This window comes from Streptomyces tendae (assembly GCF_014650435.1).
Classification (GTDB): Bacteria; Actinomycetota; Actinomycetes; order Streptomycetales; family Streptomycetaceae; genus Streptomyces; species Streptomyces tendae.
On record NZ_BMUY01000003.1, the window covers coordinates 697,245 to 715,235 of the forward strand.

Sequence of the window (17,991 nt, forward strand, 5' to 3'; positions counted from 1 at the left end):
TGAGGCCGCACTCGGGGGCCGTGATCGACGGGGGTGGCTGCGTGTGTGCTCAAGCCCCCCGGTTCACATGCGCCCCAGAAATACGCATGCCGCGCCTCACCATTCCGAATGTTCAAAGCAACGTCAAGGCCATTGCGTACGCGATGTCCAGGTAAGGGACGTATGCCGGACACAATGGGTGTGAGTGTGATGCAAAACCCAGACATCACCGGCGAACGGGGGGCGGAGAAAAGGCAACCACCGCCAGAGAGGCGGCAGTTGCCTTGTCGACAAAGCGGCGACCGCGTCGCGCGCTACTTCTCCCGCTGCTTGCGCCAGCGAATGCCGGCCTCCAGGAAACCGTCGATCTCGCCGTTGAACACGGCCTCGGGGTTGCCCACTTCGTGCTCCGTGCGCAGGTCCTTGACCATCTGGTACGGGTGCAGCACGTACGAACGCATCTGGTTGCCCCAGGAGTTGCCCCCGTCGCCCTTGAGGGCGTCCATCTTGGCCTGCTCCTCCTGGCGGCGCCGCTCCAGGAGCTTGGCCTGGAGGACGTTCATGGCGGTGGCCTTGTTCTGGATCTGGGACCGCTCGTTCTGGCAGGAGACGACGATGCCGGTGGGGATGTGGGTCAGGCGCACCGCCGAGTCGGTGGTGTTGACGCCCTGGCCGCCGGGGCCGGAGGACCGGTACACGTCCACCCGCAGCTCGGACTCGTCGATCTCGATGTGGTCGGTCTGCTCGACCACGGGGAGGATCTCGACGCCCGCGAAGGAGGTCTGTCGGCGCCCCTGGTTGTCGAAGGGCGAGATGCGCACCAGCCGGTGCGTGCCCTGCTCGACGGAGAGGGTGCCGTAGGCGTACGGCGACTGCACGGCGAAGGTGGTCGACTTGATGCCGGCCTCCTCCGCGTACGACGTCTCGTAGACCTCGGTCTTGTAGCCGTGCTGCTCGGCCCAGCGCAGGTACATGCGCTGGAGCTTCTCGGCGAAGTCGGCGGCGTCCACGCCACCCGCCTCGGCGCGGATGTTGACGAGCGCCTCGCGCGCGTCGTACTCGCCGGAGAGCAGGGTGCGGACCTCCATCTCGTCCAACGCCTTGCGGACGGCCGTCAGCTCGGACTCGGCCTCGGCGCGGGTGTCCGGGTCGTCCTCCTCCTCGGCCATCTCGAAGAGCACCCCGAGATCGTCGATCCGGCCGCGCAGCGCCTCGGCCTTCCGCACCTCGGCCTGGAGGTGCGAGAGCTTGCTGGTGATCTTCTGCGCCGCCTCCGGGTCGTCCCACAGGGAGGGCGCGGCCGCCTGCTCCTCGAGCACGGCGATGTCTGCCCTCAGCCTGTCGAGGTCCAGGACGGCCTCGATCGACTCCATGGTCGAGGAGAGGGACTTCAGCTCTTCGGATACATCGACGACTGCCACGCATCCAGCGTAACGGCTCCGTCCAGCGGTCTTCGCCGGGCCGTCGCCCGACGGCGGTGACCGTGCCGCGCCCGGCCTCAGGGGGAGGCGGGTGCCGAGTTCCGCGTGTCCTGCGGCCCGGTGCCCTCCTCGTCACCGCCCGTGGCCAGCCACGTACCGACGCCGATCGCCGCCACCAGGGCGACGGCGCCCGCGCCCACCGCGAGCCGGCGGCGCCGCGTGGCGGCGCGGTTGCGGGCCGAGCCGGGGCGCGGGGCACCCGAAGCGCGCGGGGCGCGGGCGGTGCCGCGGGCGCCGCCGGCCAGCTCGTCGGGGGCGGGCACGCGCATCGAGGTGTGGGTGTCGCGGTTGGAGTCGGCCGGCTTGGCCCCCGGCACCAGCGGCACCGCTCCCCGGCGCCGTACGGGCTGCGCGGCCGACGCGGAGGCGGCCGGGGACGCCGGGGACGCCGCGGACTCATCGGGGGCGTCCTCCTGCTGCTCGGCGTCGGGCTCGTCCACGTCCAGCGGGGCCATGCCCGCGAGCATCGGCAGCAGCTCGCGCAGCCGGGCGCTCAGCTCGGAGGCACGCAGCCGGGAGGCCGGGGCCTTGGCGAGGCACTGGACCAGGAGCTGCCACAGCTCGTCGGGGATGCCGGGGAGCGGGACGACGGTCTCGGTCACGTGGCGGCGCAGCACCGCGCCGGGGTGGCCGCCGCCGAACGGGGTGAACCCGGCCAGCAGCTCGTACAGGACCGTGGCGAGCGCGTAGATGTCGACCGCCGCGCGCGGGGGCAGGCCCTCGACGATCTCCGGGGCCAGGTAGTCGGGCGTGCCGATGATCTTCGTGGCGCGGGTGCGGCGCGGGGTGTCGATGAGCTTGGCCACACCGAAGTCCGTGAGCAGCGCCGGGTGCGAGCCGCCGGGGCCGAGCGGGCCCTGCATGTCGAGCAGCACGTTCTCGGGCTTGACGTCGCGGTGCACGACCCCGGCGGCGTGCGCGGCGGCCAGTCCGTCGGCCACGTCGGCGACGACGGCCACCGCGGCCTCGGGCGCCAGGCGCCGCTCCCGGTCGAGGCGGGTGCGCAGGTCGGTGCCCCGGACCAGGTCCATGACCAGCGCGAGGTCGTTGCCGTCGACCACCAGGTCGCGCACCGAGACGACGTGCGGGTGCTCCAGGCCGAGCAGGGCGGTGCGCTCCTGTACGAAGCGGGAGACGAGTTCCTGGTCGGACGCCAGGTCCTCGCGCAGCAGCTTGATCGCGACGGGTCCGTCGGGACCCTCGCCCAGCCACACCGTGCCGGCGCTGCCCCGTCCGAGGATCTGGTGGGCGGTGTACCGGCTGCCGATCTTCCGTGCCAAGACTGCTCCTACCGACGCGTGTTGCGCCTAAAAGTACGCGTCCGAGGAGCCGGCCTTCACCGCGGAGGCGGAAATCACCCTCCGGATGTCGACAAGTCTCCAGACTCAGCCTCCGCTGGAGCCGCCCAGGTCCCCGATCCAGTCGGTCACGGTGGTGAACCAGTCGGTGAGCTGGTCCCAGTAGCCCTTGCCGGTGCCGATCCAGTCCTGCAGCGGGCTCAGCTCCCAGACGAGCCAGCCGGCCACGAACAGGATGACGACGGTGACCAGGCACCCCTTGAGGCAGCCCAGGCCCGGGATGCGCATGGGGTTGGCGCTGCGCTGCCGCGGCGGCCTGGGCTCGCGCCGGGGCGGCTGCGGCTCGGGCGCGGGCGGCGGGGCGTACCGCTGCGGCTGCTGGGGCTGCGGGGTGGCGTACCGCTGCGGCTGTTGCTGCTGCGGGTAGCCGTAGCCGGGCTGCTGGGGCGGCGGGGCCTGGCGGGGCTGCTGCGGCGGGCGGGAGACCTGCCGCTGGGGGCGGCGGCGCAGCGGGTCCTGGTTCGGGTCGAGGTACTGGACCTGCGTCTGCTCGTTGCGGTCGCGGGCGGCACGGAGCTGGTTCTGCCAGGGGTGCGGGTCCTCGGGGCCGCCCTGTCCCGGGGCGCCCGGCTGTCCCGGGGGCACCGGCGGCATGACGGCGGTCGGGTCGGGGGCGCCGGTGTTCGGGAGGACGGCGGTGGGGTCGGCGGCGCCCGCCGGGCCCGAGGTGTGCGGCAGCACACTGGTCGCGCCGTTCGGGTCGTAGGCGGAGTCGGGGCTGCCTGGGACCTGGGCGGGCGCGGGGTCGGGGGCCAGGAGCACGCCCACGTTCTCCGCGGCGCCGATCTGCGCGCTGTTCGCGTGCACGCCGATGCCCTCGGCGACGACGCGCAGGCCGCGGGCGAGGTTCTCCGCGCTGGGACGGTCGTCCGGGTTCTTGCGCAGGCAGCGCTCGATGACCGTCCACAGCGGGTCGGGGACGGTGGAGGGGCGGCGCGGTTCGGCGCTCAGGTGCTGGTGCAGCACCTCGAGGGCGGAGCCGCCGCCGAACGGGGGACGGCCGGTGACCAGCTCGTACAGCAGGATGCCGGCGCCGTACACGTCGACGGCGGAGGTCTGCGGGCGGCCCTCGGCGGACTCCGGCGCGACGTACGCGGGCGTGCCGACGAACTCGTGGGTGCGGGTGAGGCCGGGCGAGTCGGCGAGGCGGGCGATGCCGAAGTCGGTGAGCATCGGGTGCATCTCGCCGCCGGTCTGCTTCAGCAGGACGTTGGCCGGCTTCAGGTCGCGGTGGACGACGCCGTCGGCGTGGCTGGCGGCCAGCGCGTCGGCGATCTGCGCGGTGAGCAGGGCGGCGGCAACCGGGGTGAGCGGCCCGTTTTCACGCAGGTAGCGGTGCAGGTCGGGGCCGTCGATGAGGTCCATGACGAGGGCCAGCAGCTCGCCCTCGACGACCAGGTCGCGGACCCGGACGATGTTGGGGTGGGTGAGCCGGAGCAGGACGGAACGCTCGCGCAGGAAGCGCATCACGATGTCGGCGTCGCTCGCGAGCTCTTCCTTGAGGACCTTGATCGCGACGGTCTCGCCGGGCTGTCCGGCCACGGCCGCCTCGGCGCCCGCGGTCTCCCGCTGGCGGGCACGCCAGACGGTGCCCGTGGCGCCGCGGCCGAGGGGCTCCTCGAGGAGGTACTTGCTGCCGACGGGCCGCACGTCATGCGCTCCTAGTTGCTTGCTGGCTGTTCGGACCCACTGTCGCAGAAGCGGTCGGTCGACGGTGGATCCCAGTCGGACCCAACTGTAGTGCCGCCTCCGGGCCAGGTTCGAAGGAAAGACGCTCGACCCGGTCCCTTGGTTGCCGCTGCACGCACGTGACCGATCTCAAGCGGGCGGTATTCGATCATCCGCGGCTCAGCTGTCAGGCATTTTTGGGGGCAGAGCCGACCAATCAAGATCATTTGACGGAGGAGGGCGGGCGCGTTGTCAGTGGCAGGTGCGAGGATGCGTGCAGTACTGGCCGACGTGCTCGTGTGACGGTGGGGGAAGTCCGCGGTGGGGGGACCGTGGTGACGGCTTCTGTCCCGGCGTGCGGGCGCCCGCGCGAAGGGACCGCTTACGGCGATGCAGATCCGGCTGACCGTCGTAGACCCGCTGGGCCCGCATGCTTCGGCTGCTCCTGATCCGGTGGGGGCCCGTGCCGCGCGAAGTGACGTACTCGTCACCGCACCGGCGGGCACCGCCCTGGCAGCGGTCGCCTCCGCGCTGGCCGCCACACTCCCCGGCGAGGGCCCGGGATCCGGCCAGGTGGTGCTCTACGCCGGGGCGCAGCGCCTCGACGCCCAGCGCAGCACCCTGGGCGAGCCCCCGCTGATCGACGGCGCCGTGCTCTGCCTGGGCGCCCCCGGCGAGCCCGACCCGCACACCGAGCCGGCCGACGTCCCCGCCCAGCTCCATGTGGTCGCGGGCCCCGACGCGGGCGGCGTCCACCTGCTGCACGGCGGCCAGATCCGGCTCGGCCGCTCCGCCGACGCCGACGTCGCGCTCGACGACCCGGACGTCTCCCGGATGCACTGCGCCGTGACCGTCGGTCCCGACGCCCGCGTCTCCGTCGCCGACCTGGGCTCCACCAACGGCACCACCCTGGACGGCGCCCGCGTGGGCGACCGCCCGGTCCGCTTCGCGCCGGGTGCGCTGCTGCGGATCGGCGAGTCGGCCCTGCGGCTCGTGCCGGTGCCGCCGGCGGCGGAAGTGCGGGTGGAGACGGCGCCGGACGGAGAGGGCCACGTACGGCTGTCCGGGCTCCGGACGCCCGCGTCGGGCGACGGAGAGGGCGACACGGTGGCCCACGCGCGCGTGGCCGACGGCGCCGAGGGACGGGTGCGCGGCGCGGACGGCGGCTCCCGCGCGGCGGGCCCGGTCCGCGCCGCCGAGGGCCGCCCGACCGGACCGGACGGACCGACCGGACCGACGCGATTCACCCGGGTGACGGGCGGGGGCGCCGGGAGCGTCCACGGGACCGCCGCGACGGACGGGACCGCACCGGACACCGCGCCCCACGGCACGGGACCGGACGGCACGCCCCGGCCCCGCGGCCGCACCCACCACGCGTACGGCACCTCCGGGTACGAGACGGGCCGGGTGCCCGTCGAGCCGCCGCAGGTCCCCGGCCAGGGCGGCGCGCCCCGCATCGAGAGCCACGGCACCGGCCCCACGGCGGGACTGCCCCGGCAGTCGCCCACCGGAGGCGAGACGCACGGCGGCGCGCGGGGCGCGGGGTCGTACGCGACCGGCGGCCCCGCCGCGGGCGCTCCCCGCACCGACGGACCCGACACGGACGCCTACGGCGCGCCGGCCCAGCGGGCACGCGGCCAGAACCCGTACGGCCAGAGCGCCCCAGGCCAGGACTCGTACGGGGCTGGCCCCGGCACGCCCGGCGCCGACACAGTGGGCACACCCCACCCCGCCGGGACCGGCCCCGGCGACTACGGCGCACCCGACCCCCGGGCACGCGACCGGGGCGCGACAGATACGGGCACGGACGGTGGGGGCGCTGCCCGCGCGGCCGCGGCCGGCACCGGCGTCTCCCGTACGGGCGCGGCCGGTACGGCGGCCCCCGACGCCGGCTCCGCCCCCGGCCCGGAAGGCGATGTCGGCCCGGACGCCCGTACCGCCCGGGAGCGCGGCACCGGCCGTGACGGCGCTCCGGGCGCCCGCTCCGGACGCAAAGGGACTCCCCTGCGCGGTACCGACGTGCCGCAGGAGGTGCGCAGGCGCGGTGGGATAGGAGCGTGGGCGCGGCGGCTGACCGGCGGGCGCGGAGCTGCTCCGGAGGCCGCCGCGCCCGGCACGCAGGCGCCCGAAGAGGTAGGAAGCGGGCCGGCACCGGCGCCCCCGTCCGGCCTCTCCCACGCCCCGGAGACCTGGCCGGACCCCGCGTCGCTGCTGCTGACGGCGCTGGGACCGGGGCCGCGGCTGTGGGAGCGCGGCCCCGGCCACCCGGAGGCGCTCACCGTGCGGCTCGGCACGGCCGACCGGGTGGTGCCGGGCGGTGACGCCCCGCTGCCCGCGGTGCCGGTGACCGCCGACCTGCGCGAGGTGGGCGCGCTCGGCCTCGCGGGCCCGCGGGAGCGGCTCACCGGGCTGGCCCGTTCGGTGCTGGCCCAGCTTGCCGCGCTGCACTCCGCGGACGCCCTGGAGATCGTGCTGATCAGCGCGGACCGTTCCCGTCCGCTTGCCGAGCGGACGGCCGAGTGGTCCTGGCTGGGCTGGCTGCCGCAGGTGCGCCCGGGACACGGCCAGGACTGCCGCCTGCTGCTCGCCCACGACCGCGAACAGGCCACGGCCCGCGCCTCCGAACTCCTCCGCCGCCTGGACGACCGCCTCGCGGACGAAGCCCGGCCCGGGGCGCGCCCCCACGGCACGAGCGAAGACCCGGCGACGACGGTGGCGGCGACGACGGACCCGGCGGCGACCGCGAACTCGGTCCGCCCGCAGCCCTCCTGGGCACGGCCCGACGCGGGAGCCGACCCTTCCAGCGGCTTCACCGGGCCGTACACGGTGGTCGTCGTGGACGGGGACCCCGGCGGTGCCGACGTGCGCGAGGCGGTGGCGCGGCTGGCCCTGGAGGGGCCGCGCGCCGGCGTCCACGTGGTGTGCCTCGCCGAGACGGCCGCCGCCTCCCCCACCTCCCCGGTGACGCGGACCTACGAGGCGGCCTGCGCGGTGTCGCCGGTGTTCCGGGAGTGCGGTGCCGTGGCGCTGCTCAGCGGCGACGTGGCGACGACCCTGCGCCTGCTGCGCGTCGCCCGCACGGGCACCAACGCGGGCGCGGACACCCCGGCCGCTCCCGCCGGGCCGGTCGGTCACGGCACCCTCGGCACGGTGGACGCCGTCTCCCTGCCCTGGGCCGAGCGGTTCGCACGCGCCCTGGCCCCGCTGCGCACGGACAGCGCCGGAGGCGGTGGCGAGCACCACGCGCGCGTGTCCGCACCGCTCCCCCAGACGGCCCGGCTCCTCGACGAACTGGGCCTGGCCCGTGCCACCCCGGCCTCCCTGATGGCCCGCTGGGCCGCCGCGGCCGACGACACGGAGTCGCTCGGAGGGCGCGCGCAGGCGGTGCTGGGCGCCGGTCCGCGCGGCCCCGTCCCGGTCGACCTGGCCGCCGAGGGCCCGCACCTGCTCGTCGAGGGGCCGCCCGGCAGCGGCCGCACCGAGCTGCTGCGGGCGCTCGTCGCCTCGCTCGCCTCCGCCGAGCGCCCCGACCGGCTCGGCGTCGTCCTCATGGACGGCCGCGACAGCGTGAGTTCGGGCGGCGCCCACGGCGAGGGCCTGCGCGTGTGCACGGACGTACCGCACGTCACCACCCACCTCACCGCCAACGACCCCGTGCGGATGCGGGAGTTCGCGCAGTCGCTGAGCGCCGAGCTGAAGCGGCGCGCCGAGCTGCTCGGGCGCTCCGACTTCGCCGAGTGGCACACGGGACGCGAGGTGTCGGGCCGACTGGTCACCCAGCGCACACCGACCACGGCGGCGCCCGCGCCGGGCTCCGACTCCGGGGACGTCGAGTCCCCGCCCAGCTCCACCCTGCGCCTGCGGCCCGCCGCCAAGCGCCGCACGGGACCCGTTCCGCCGCTCCCCCGCCTGGTCGTGGTCGTCGACGACCTCGACGCGCTCGTGGCGCCCCCGCTCGGTTCCCCCGGGCGGCCCGCGGCGGGGTCGGTGATGCGGGCCCTGGAGGCCGTAGCGCGGGAGGGCGAGCGGCTCGGCGTCCACCTGGTGGCGGCGACCGCCCCCGGCGGCCGTACGGAGAACACGGAACCGGCCCTGCGCGCGACCCTGCGCGTCACCCTGGACACACCGGTGCCGGGCCCGGACGAACCGGCGCCCGGGCGCGGGAGGCTGGCCCGCCCCGACGGTCGCACCACCGTCTTCCAGGGCGGCCGCGTCACCGGCCGCATCCCGCGCACGGCGACCCTGCGCCCCACGGTGGTCCCCCTGGAGTGGCACCGGATGGGCGACCCGCCCACCCGCCGCCCGGTACGCGAACTGGGCAACGGCCCCACCGACCTGGCCCTCCTGGCCAGCGCCCTGGAGCGGGCGGCCCGGGAGGTCTCGGCCGCGGAGGTCCCCTCACTCCTGTGATGCGTGTCCCATCCCGGCTCGGTCTCCCCGGACACCCCTTGAACCACACCGTCAGGAGGAACCGGTGTCATACCCGCAACCGCTCACGCCCGAGGAGAAACCGGCCGCCGAGAAGCCGACCGAGGCAGAACTCGGCGAGACGGAACTCGCCGAGGCGAAGCAGCGGTTGCACCTCCCGCCCATCGTCGTGATCTGCGGCTCCACCCGTTTCATGACCGAGATGGCCGAGGCCGACCTGCGGGAGACCTGCGCCGGAAGGATCGTCGTCAGGCCGGGTGTCGACATGAAGTCGCCGCACGGGCTCCGGTCCGGCCCTGCCGAGGCCGACGCGTTGAAGACCCGGCTCGGCGAGCTGCACCGAGCGAAGATCAGGCTCGCCGACGAGGTGCTCGTGGTCGGCCCCTACGTCGGAGACAGCACCCGGGCCGAAATCACCTACGCCCGGTCGCTGGGCAAGCCCGTGCGGTTCACGCACCCCGAAGCCGACCCCGGCGCCTGTCCCCCCGCTCCCTGACCCTCAGCACCCGCGCCGGGTGCCCGATCACGGTCACGACGCGGTCACGAAAGCCCTCTTGACAGCGGACGCGCCCTTGCCGCCCTCACCCCCCTGGCGTACACCAGAGCGCACGGAACAGCGCCGAGCGTTCGACGATGAACGAAGAACGGGGCAGTGATGCGCACGAGCAGCACCATCCGGACAGGCAGAACCGTCAAGAGGACCACCCGCGCCGCCGCCACCCTCGCCGTGGCGGCACTCGCCCTCTCGCTCACCGCGTGCGGCGGCGACGACGACAACGGCGGCGGCGGCGGTGACAACGGCGACAAGGACGGCGGCACCAAGGCACCGGCCTCCTCCGTCACCCTCCCCAAGCTGGACGGCGAGAGCCTGGAGGTCGCCGCCGTCTGGACGGGCACCGAGCAGAAGAACTTCAAGCAGGTCCTCACCGAGTTCGAGAAGCGCACCGGCGCCAAGGTGACCTTCGTGCCCGCCCAGGACCCGATCATCAACTTCCTCGGCTCGAAGATCGCGGGCGGCGCCCCGCCGGACGTGGCGATGCTCCCACAGCCCGGCGCCATCAAGCAGGCCGTGGACAAGGGCTGGGCCAAGCCGCTGGGCGCCGAGGCGACCAAGGAGCTGGGCGAGAACTACTCGCAGGGCTGGCAGGACATCGGCAAGGTCGGCGGCAAGCAGTACGGCGTGTACTACAAGGCCGCCAACAAGTCGCTGATCTGGTACAACGCGCAGGTCTTCGAGAACGCGGGCGCCGCCGAGCCCAAGACCTGGGACGAGCTGCTCGACACGGCCCAGATGGTCTACGACTCGGGCGTCGCCCCGTTCTCCGTGGGCGGCGCGGACGGCTGGACGCTCACCGACTGGTTCGAGAACGTCTACCTCTCGCAGGCGGGCCCGGAGAAGTACGACCAGCTCGCCAAGCACGAGATCAAGTGGACGGACCCGTCCGTGAAGGAGGCCCTGACCACCCTCGCGGAGATCTGGGGCAAGAAGGACTTCGTCGCGGGCGGCGCGTCCGGCGCGCTCCAGACGGAGTTCCCGGCCTCGGTGACGCAGACCTTCACCGGGGGCGACCAGCCCAAGGCGGGCATGGTCTACGAGGGCGACTTCGTGCAGGTCAACATCGGCGAGACGAAGGCGAAGGTCGGCACGGACGCGAAGGTGTTCCCGTTCCCGGCCGTGGGCGACACCGCGCCGGTGGTGTCCGGCGGCGACGCGGCCGTGGTCTTCAAGGACTCCAAGGCGGCGCAGGCGCTGGCCACCTGGCTGGCCTCGCCGGACGCGGCGGCGATCCAGGCGAAGCTCGGCGGGTTCCTCTCGCCCAACAAGAGCGTGGACGCTTCCGTGTACCCGAACGAGGTGCAGAAGAAGATCGCCGACGCGCTGATCGCGGCCGGTGACGACTTCCGCTTCGACATGTCGGACCAGGCCCCGCAGGCGTTCGGCGGCACTCCCGGCAAGGGCGAGTGGAAGACGCTCCAGGACTTCCTCAAGAACCCGAAGGACGTCGCGGGCGCCCAGGCGAAGCTGGAGGCGGACGCGGCCGCCGCCTACGGGGGCTGACGCCATGACGTCGGCCACGGCGGCGGGGACCGGACCGGCCCCCGAGGGCCCACCGGTCCCCGCCGCCCCCAGGACACCCAAGTCGCGCAAGAGCGTGACCGGCACCCGCAGGTCCGTGGCGGCACTGTTCCTGCTGCCCGCCCTGGTGCTGCTCGGCGCGCTCGTGGTCTACCCGATCGGGTACTCGCTGATCCGCAGCTTCTACGACCAGTCCGGCGACTCCTTCGCCGGGTTCGACAACTACGAGACGCTGTTCACCGACGACGGCATCCGCACCGCCCTGAAGAACAACGTCATCTGGGTGGTGTTCGCGCCGACGGTCGCCACCGCGCTCGGTCTGATCTTCGCGGTGCTGACCGAACGCATCCGCTGGGGCACGGCGTTCAAGCTGGTCGTCTTCATGCCGATGGCCATCTCGATGCTCGCGGCCGGCATCATCTTCCGGCTGGTGTACGACCAGGACCCGGACAAGGGCGTCGCCAACGCGGTGTGGGTCGGGGTGCACGACACGTTCGCCGAGTCGTCCGCGTTCCCGAAGGCGCACCCGGGCCGCGACTCGCCGCTGAAGCCCGCGGGCGGCGGCGCGTTCATCACGAAGCAGCCGGTGACCGCGGGCACCCCGGTCGTCCTGCCCCTCGTGGGCGTCGCCCCCGACCTGATGCCCGACGACGCCGAGAAGGCCGCGACCGCCCGGCCCGCGGACGGCAAGGTCACCGGCACCACCTGGCAGGACTTCACCCGCGGCAAGGGCGTCGGCAAGCTGGGCGGCGTCGACGCGGCCGAGCTGGGCTATGCCGGGATGAGGATCGAGGCGGTCAAGGACGGCGAGGTCGTCGCGACGGCCACGGCGGCCGGCGACGGCACGTTCACGCTGCCCGAAGCGGCCGACGGGGCGCTGCTGAGGCTGCCCGGCGACAACTTCAAGGAGCCGTACAACGGCCTGAACTGGCTCGGCCCCTCTTTGGTCACCCCGGCGATCATCGGATCGTACGTGTGGATGTGGGCGGGCTTCGCGATGGTGCTGATCGCGGCGGGCCTGGCCGGCATGCCCCGGGAGCTCCTGGAGGCCGCCCGGGTCGACGGCGCCAACGAGTGGCAGGTCTTCCGGCGGGTCACGGTGCCGCTGCTCGCACCGGTCCTCGCGGTCGTCGTCGTCACCCTGATGATCAACGTGCTGAAGGTCTTCGACCTGGTCTTCATCATCGCCCCGGGCTCCTCCCAGGACGACGCGAACGTGCTCGCCCTGGAGCTGTACCGCAAGGGCTTCGCCTCGGACCAGCCGGGCGTCGCCAGCGCCATCGCGGTGTTCCTGCTGCTCCTGGTCATCCCGGTGATGTGGTTCAACGTACGGCGACTGAGGCGGGAGGTGCGGCGATGACCGCGGACGCGGGTTCCGTCATCCCGGCGGCGACACAGCCACCCGAGACGGTCGTCAAGGCCAGGCAGCCGCTCGGGTCCCGGCTCGCCGAGGCCGTCAGCGGCGGTCTCGTCCGGGTGTTCCTGATCGTGGTGGGCCTGTTCTGGCTGGTCCCGACGATCGGGCTGCTGCTGTCCTCGCTGCGCACGCCCGAGGACATGGCGGCGAGCGGCTGGTGGAAGGTCTTCACCGAGCCGTCGCAGCTCACCTTCCAGAGCTACGAGGAGCTGCTCAAGAACGGCGACATCACCTCCTCCCTCCTCAACACCGCGCTGATCACCGTCCCCGCGACCGTCCTGGTCGTGGTCATCGGGGCGCTGGCCGGATACGCGTTCGCGTGGATGGACTTCCCGGGCCGCGACTGGTGGTTCCTGGCGGTGGTCGGGCTGCTCGTCGTGCCCGTGCAGGTGGCCCTGATCCCGATCGCCGAACTCTTCGGCAAGATCGGCCTGTTCGGTTCGATGCTCGGCGTGATCCTCTTCCACGTCGGTTTCGGTCTGCCGTTCGCGGTGTTCCTGCTGCGGAACTTCTTCGCGGAGATCCCGAGGGAGCTGCTGGAGGCGGCCCGGCTGGACGGCGCGGGCGAACTGCGGTTGTTCGCGCGGGTGGTGATGCCGCTCGGCGGGCCCGCGATCGCGAGCCTGGGCATCTTCCAGTTCCTGTGGGTGTGGAACGACATGCTGGTCGCGCTGATCTTCTCCGACTCCGGGAGCCAGCCGATCACGGTCGCCCTGCAGACCCAGGTACGGCAGTTCGGCAACAACATCGACGTGCTGGCGCCGGGAGCGTTCATCTCCATGGTGATCCCGCTGGCCGTGTTCTTCGCGTTCCAGCGGCAGTTCGTCTCCGGCGTCATGGCGGGCGCCGTCAAGTAGCCGCCGCGACACCACTCGTGAGGGGGCGGGCCGGTCATCGGTCCGCCCCCTCATCCGTACGGGCACAACGTCCCCCGAATGCCCCGGGGACCGTAACCAAGCCGCTCCACCGGCCGTTGCCGGGCAGAACGCCCGCACCGATCCCGCCGACCGATGGATGTCCCCGTGCCCAGGTTCAGTGTCATCGTTCCCGCGTACCAGGTGCAGGCGTATCTGCACGCGTGCCTGGAGTCGGTGCTGGCCCAGTCGTACCCGGACTTCGAACTGATCGTGGTCGACGACTGCTCGCCGGACGCCTGCGGCGCGATCGCCGACGAGTTCGCGGCCCTGGACCCGCGCGTCCGCGTCGTACGCCTGGCACGCAACGAGGGCCTGGGCCCCGCCCGCAACGCCGGGATGGAACGGGCGGGCGGCGACTACCTGGTCTTCCTCGACGGCGACGACACCCTCGTCCCGCACGCGCTGCGCGGCATCGCCGACCGGATCAAGGAGACGGGCGAGCCGGACGTCCTGGTATACGACTACGCGCGCACGTACTGGACCGGCGAGACGGTCCGCAACCAGGCCGCCGCGCACCTCACCGAGCAGGGCCCGGCGCCGTTCCGGCTCGCGGACCGGCCGGGCCTGCTGAAGCTGCTGATGGTGGCCTGGAACAAGGCGGTGCGGCGGGAGTTCGCCGTGCGCGAGGGCTTCGCCTTCCCGCCGGGCTACTACGAGGACACGCCGTGGACGTACCCGGTCCTGATGACCGCGGGCTCCGTCGCCACCCTGGACCGGGTCTGCGTCCACTACCGGCAGCGCCTGCGGGGCAGCATCCTGGGCACGCCCGGCGAGCGGCACCTGGACGTGTTCACCCAGTACGACCGCGTCTTCGCGTTCCTCCAGGCGCGCATGGAGACGCACCCGGAGTCGCGCAAGGAGCTGGCCCGCTGGCGGCCGGTCCTGTACCGCCGCATGGCCGACCACCTGACGACGGTGTACACCCGACCCGACCGCCTCCCGCGTTCCCTGCGTGCCGAGTTCCTGCGCCGGGCCCGCGTCCACTGCCGCCGCTACCGGGTCCCCGGCGCCCGGGCCCCGCTGCCGGTCCGCCTGCGCCACGCCCTGCTCCGCCTCGGGCTGCGCCGCACCTACGGCGCGCTGCGGCTGGCGTCCGCCCTGCGCCGCCGTACCGCGAGGGTCACCGGGAGCCTGGCGCGCACCGCCCGGACCGGGCTCCTGCGCCTGCACTACCGCGTCCAGCGCTGCCTCCCGCTCCGCGCCGACCGTGCCGTCTTCGCCGTGGAGGGCCACCGGGGGTACGGCCGCGACCCGGGCGCGCTGGAGGAGGCGTTCCGCCGCCTCGCGCCGCACGTGCGCACGGCGTGGGCCGCCGACCCGGTGCACCACCACACCGTGCCGCCCGGCACCCGCCGCCTGGCCCCGGGCACGGCCGCTCACTGGACCGCCCTGGCCCGCTCCCGCTACCTGGTGTCCGACGCCGCCTTCGACGCGGGCCTGGCCAGACGCCGGGGGCAGGTCCTGGTCCAGACGCAGGCCGGGACTCCCCTCAAGCACATGGGCCTCGACCTCCAGGAGCACCCGGCCGCCGCCCGGGGCACCGACTTCGCCCGGCTGCTGCGCGAGGCCGGCTCCTGGGACTACGTGGTCTGCGCCAACCGCCACTCCACCCTGACCTGGGAACGCGTCCACCCGGGCGGCTGGACCACCCTGGAGTGCGGCCAGCCTCGCACCGACGTCCTCCAGCGGGCGACGGCCGCGGACGTGGTCCGGCTGCGCGAGACCCTCGGCATCCCCGAGGGCACGGTCGCGATCCTGTACGCACCCACCCACCGCGACTACCGGCGCACCCAGCGCGCCGCCCTGGACCTGGAGCGCGTCGTGCGCCGGCTCGGTCCGCGCTTCGTGGTGCTGGCCCGCGCCCATCCCCGCCACGGCGGCCCGCTCGCCGCGTCCGGCGGCCGGGTGCTGGACGTCGGCGACCATCCGCACGTCGAGTCGCTGTGCCTGGCCTCGGACGCCCTGGTCACCGACTACTCGTCCCTGATGTTCGACTACGCGGGCCTGGACCGCCCGATCGTGATCCACGCGCACGAGGCCGAGGCGTACGAGGCGGCCCGCGGCACCTACGTCGACCTGCGGTCCTTCCCGCCGGGCGCGATCGCGCGGGACGAGGACGAGCTGATCGGCCTGTTCGCGAGCGGCGAGTGGCACGGCGCCCGGTCGGCGCGGCTGCGGGCCGCCTTCCGCGAGCGGTTCTGCCCCTACGACGACGGCCGCGCCGCCGAACGCGTCGTGCGCCGGGTCGTCCTGGGCGAGACGGACCTGCCGCCGGTCGTCCCGCTCGCCGAACGCCGCCCCGCGCCCTCGGCGGCTGCCGCCCTCGCCCGCACCCCGCTGGCCACGGTGCCGCAACCCGCGGGTCCCCGCACCGTCACCGACAGCCTCTGACCACCGTTTGTCCATCGGGGCCCGCGGGCTCCCGTCCGACGAGCGAAAGAAGAGAAAGAGCAGTATGCCCCGCTTCAGCATCATCGTCCCGTCCCATGGGGTCGCGGGGCGGCTCTCCCAGGCTCTGGACTCGGTCCTCGGCCAGTCCTTCGGCGACTTCGAGCTGATCCCCGTCTGCGACGCCCCGGACGGCACCGCCGCCGACGTCGCCGGGGAGCACGCCGAGCGGGACTCCCGGGTGACGCCCGTGCACTCGCCGCCGTCGGCCGGTCTCGCCGGGGCCCGCAACGCCGGGATGCGGGCGGCGACCGGCGCCTACCTGCTGTTCCTGGACGGCGACGACGTCCTGGTGCCGGGGGCGCTGGCGGCCCTCGACGCACGCCTCGCGGACACCGGCGGCGTCGACGTCCTGTACGTCGAGTACGAGCGCGTGCCCTGGTGGGAGGGCGAGGCCACCAACCCTGCCGCCCCGCTGCTCGCGAGGGCACCGGACGGCGCCTTCGCCCCCGAGCGCGCCCCGCAGCTGACCGGTGTGCACCTGCCCGCGTGGAGCGCGGTCCACCGCCGTACCTTCCTCACCGAGCGCCGCCTCGACTTCCCCGCCGGGCACTACACGGACGTCGGCTTCGGCGCCCGGGTCGCGGCGCGCGCCGAGCGGGTCGCGGTGCTGCGCGAGGTGGTCGTGCGGCACCGGGTGCGGCGCCAGGGCAACCGGCTGAACCTGCCCGGCGAGCACCACGCCGACCTGCTCGACCAGGTCGAACTGGCGCTCACGCACGCCGCCGAGCTGGGCCTGCCGCCCGAGCGGCGCGGCCCGCTGTTCGAGCAGCTCTTCGCGACGGTCCTGAAGACGGCCGCCCACCCCCGGCGCCTGACCGGGCGGGGGCGGCGTGCCTTCTACCGCCGGGCGAGCCGCCTCTACCGGCGCCACCGCCCCGCGGGCTTCAGGCCGCCGGGCGGACGGCTCGGCGTGCAGCACCGGCTGCTGGCGTCGGGGTCGTACACCGGGTTCCGCGCGCTGCGCGCCGCCAACCGGGCCGCGACCGGCCTGCTGCGCCGCCTGCCGTGGCCGCGGGGGCTGCGCACCCGGCTGCGCTACCGCCGGCAGCTGCGCCGCCCGCTGGATGCGAACCTCGTCGTGTACTGCGCCTACTGGGGCCGCGGCTACGCCTGCAACCCGGCCGCGATCCACGCCGAGGCCCGCCGACTCGCCCCGCACCTGAAGTCGGTGTTCCTGGTGGAGCCCGACCAGGCGCACACGGTGCCGGAGGGCGTCGAACACGCCGTCATCGGCAGCCACCGGTACTGGGAGGTGCTGGCCCGCGCCAAGTTCCTGGTGAACAACGCCAACTTCGCCGAGGGCGTCGTCAAGCGCCCCGGCAGCGTGCACCTGCAGACGCAGCACGGCACGCCGCTGAAGACGATGGGCGTGGACCAGTCGACGTACCCGGTGGTGGCGGCGGCCACCGGCAGCTTCACCAAGCTCCTCGCCCGCGTGGACCGCTGGGACTTCAACCTGTCCGCGAACCGGCACTCCACCCAGATGTGGGAGCGCGCCTTCCCGGGCTCCTACGAGCACCTGGAGTACGGCTATCCGCGCAACGACGTCTACTGCACGGCGAGTGCCGAGGACGTGGCCCGCGTCCGGCGCGAACTGGGCGTCCCGGAGGGGAAGACGGCGGTGCTGTACGCGCCCACGCACCGGGACTGGGAGACCGGCTTCGGCGCGGGCGGCCTGGACCTGGAGGCGTTCTGCGAGGCGGCCGGCGAGGACGTCGTGGTGCTGCTGCGCGCGCACTACTTCTACGACCGGGGCGCGAGCCGCGAACGCACCGGCCGGATCATCGACGTGACCGCGCACCGCTCCTCCGAGGACGTCTGCCTGGCCGCGGACGCGCTGGTCACCGACTACTCCTCCATCATGTTCGACTACGCCAACCTGGACCGCCCGATCGTCGTGTACGCCGAGGACTGGGACGTCTACCGGGAGACCCGCGGCGTCTACTTCGACCTCATGGCGGCCCCGCCCGGACCGGTGGCGCGCACCCCGGAGGAACTGGCCCGCGTCTTCGCCGACGGCACCCACGCGGGCCGGGAGTCGACGGCGCTGCGGGCGGCCTTCCGGGAGCGGTTCTGCGCGTTCGACGACGGCCGGGCCGCCGAGCGCGTCGTGCGCCGGGTGCTGCTCGGCGAACCGCCCGAGGCGCTGCCGCCGGTGCTCCCGCTCGCGGAGCGCGTCCCGGCCCCCGCCGCCGCCACCCTCGTGAGGAGCTGA

10 protein-coding genes are annotated in these 17,991 nt (G+C 74.1%); 7 read left to right on the forward strand and 3 right to left on the reverse strand.

Annotation, left to right across the window (positions count from 1 at the left end; translation table 11 throughout):
• Nucleotides 1–293: 293 nt before the first annotated feature.
• The 3 genes from prfB to IE258_RS11895 all read right to left on the reverse strand — a co-directional run bounded on the left by prfB (nucleotide 294) and on the right by IE258_RS11895 (nucleotide 4,468).
• A complete protein-coding gene (gene prfB / locus IE258_RS11885) occupies nucleotides 294–1,400 on the reverse strand; it encodes a peptide chain release factor 2 (RefSeq protein WP_159328787.1) in 1,107 nt (368 codons plus the stop codon).
• A 77-nt stretch (nucleotides 1,401–1,477) separates the two neighbouring features.
• Nucleotides 1,478–2,740 (reverse strand): serine/threonine-protein kinase, encoded by a 1,263-nt coding sequence (locus tag IE258_RS11890; RefSeq protein ID WP_189742534.1) that lies wholly within the window; start codon nucleotides 2,738–2,740, stop codon nucleotides 1,478–1,480.
• Between the two features lie 105 nt (nucleotides 2,741–2,845).
• The gene (locus tag IE258_RS11895; protein ID WP_189742536.1) at nucleotides 2,846–4,468 is read right to left on the reverse strand and encodes a serine/threonine-protein kinase; all 1,623 of its coding nucleotides are present in this window, start codon (nucleotides 4,466–4,468) and stop codon (nucleotides 2,846–2,848) included.
• Between the two features lie 408 nt (nucleotides 4,469–4,876).
• Between IE258_RS11895 and IE258_RS11900 the strand changes: the two genes are divergently transcribed.
• The 7 genes from IE258_RS11900 to IE258_RS11930 all read left to right on the forward strand — a co-directional run bounded on the left by IE258_RS11900 (nucleotide 4,877) and on the right by IE258_RS11930 (nucleotide 17,991).
• On the forward strand, nucleotides 4,877–8,896 hold the full coding sequence (locus tag IE258_RS11900; protein WP_189742538.1) for an FHA domain-containing protein: 4,020 nt from the start codon (nucleotides 4,877–4,879) through the stop codon (nucleotides 8,894–8,896).
• 64 nt (nucleotides 8,897–8,960) lie between these two features.
• Nucleotides 8,961–9,410, forward strand: coding sequence for a TIR domain-containing protein (locus IE258_RS11905; RefSeq protein WP_373309743.1), 450 nt, complete (start codon nucleotides 8,961–8,963; stop codon nucleotides 9,408–9,410).
• 159 nt (nucleotides 9,411–9,569) lie between these two features.
• On the forward strand, nucleotides 9,570–10,973 hold the full coding sequence (locus tag IE258_RS11910; protein ID WP_189742540.1) for an ABC transporter substrate-binding protein: 1,404 nt from the start codon (nucleotides 9,570–9,572) through the stop codon (nucleotides 10,971–10,973).
• 94 nt (nucleotides 10,974–11,067) lie between these two features.
• Complete coding sequence (locus tag IE258_RS11915; protein WP_189742680.1) at nucleotides 11,068–12,351, forward strand: carbohydrate ABC transporter permease; 1,284 nt, start codon at nucleotides 11,068–11,070, stop codon at nucleotides 12,349–12,351.
• Nucleotides 12,348–13,265, forward strand: a complete 918-nt coding sequence (locus IE258_RS11920) for a carbohydrate ABC transporter permease (RefSeq protein ID WP_189742542.1) — start codon at nucleotides 12,348–12,350, stop codon at nucleotides 13,263–13,265. Before IE258_RS11915 ends, IE258_RS11920 begins: the two co-directional genes overlap by 4 nt.
• A gap of 165 nt (nucleotides 13,266–13,430) precedes the next feature.
• Nucleotides 13,431–15,716: a bifunctional glycosyltransferase/CDP-glycerol:glycerophosphate glycerophosphotransferase gene (locus IE258_RS11925; protein ID WP_189742544.1), complete on the forward strand. Its 2,286-nt coding sequence runs from the start codon at nucleotides 13,431–13,433 to the stop codon at nucleotides 15,714–15,716.
• 64 nt (nucleotides 15,717–15,780) lie between these two features.
• Complete coding sequence (locus IE258_RS11930; protein ID WP_189742546.1) at nucleotides 15,781–17,991, forward strand: bifunctional glycosyltransferase/CDP-glycerol:glycerophosphate glycerophosphotransferase; 2,211 nt, start codon at nucleotides 15,781–15,783, stop codon at nucleotides 17,989–17,991.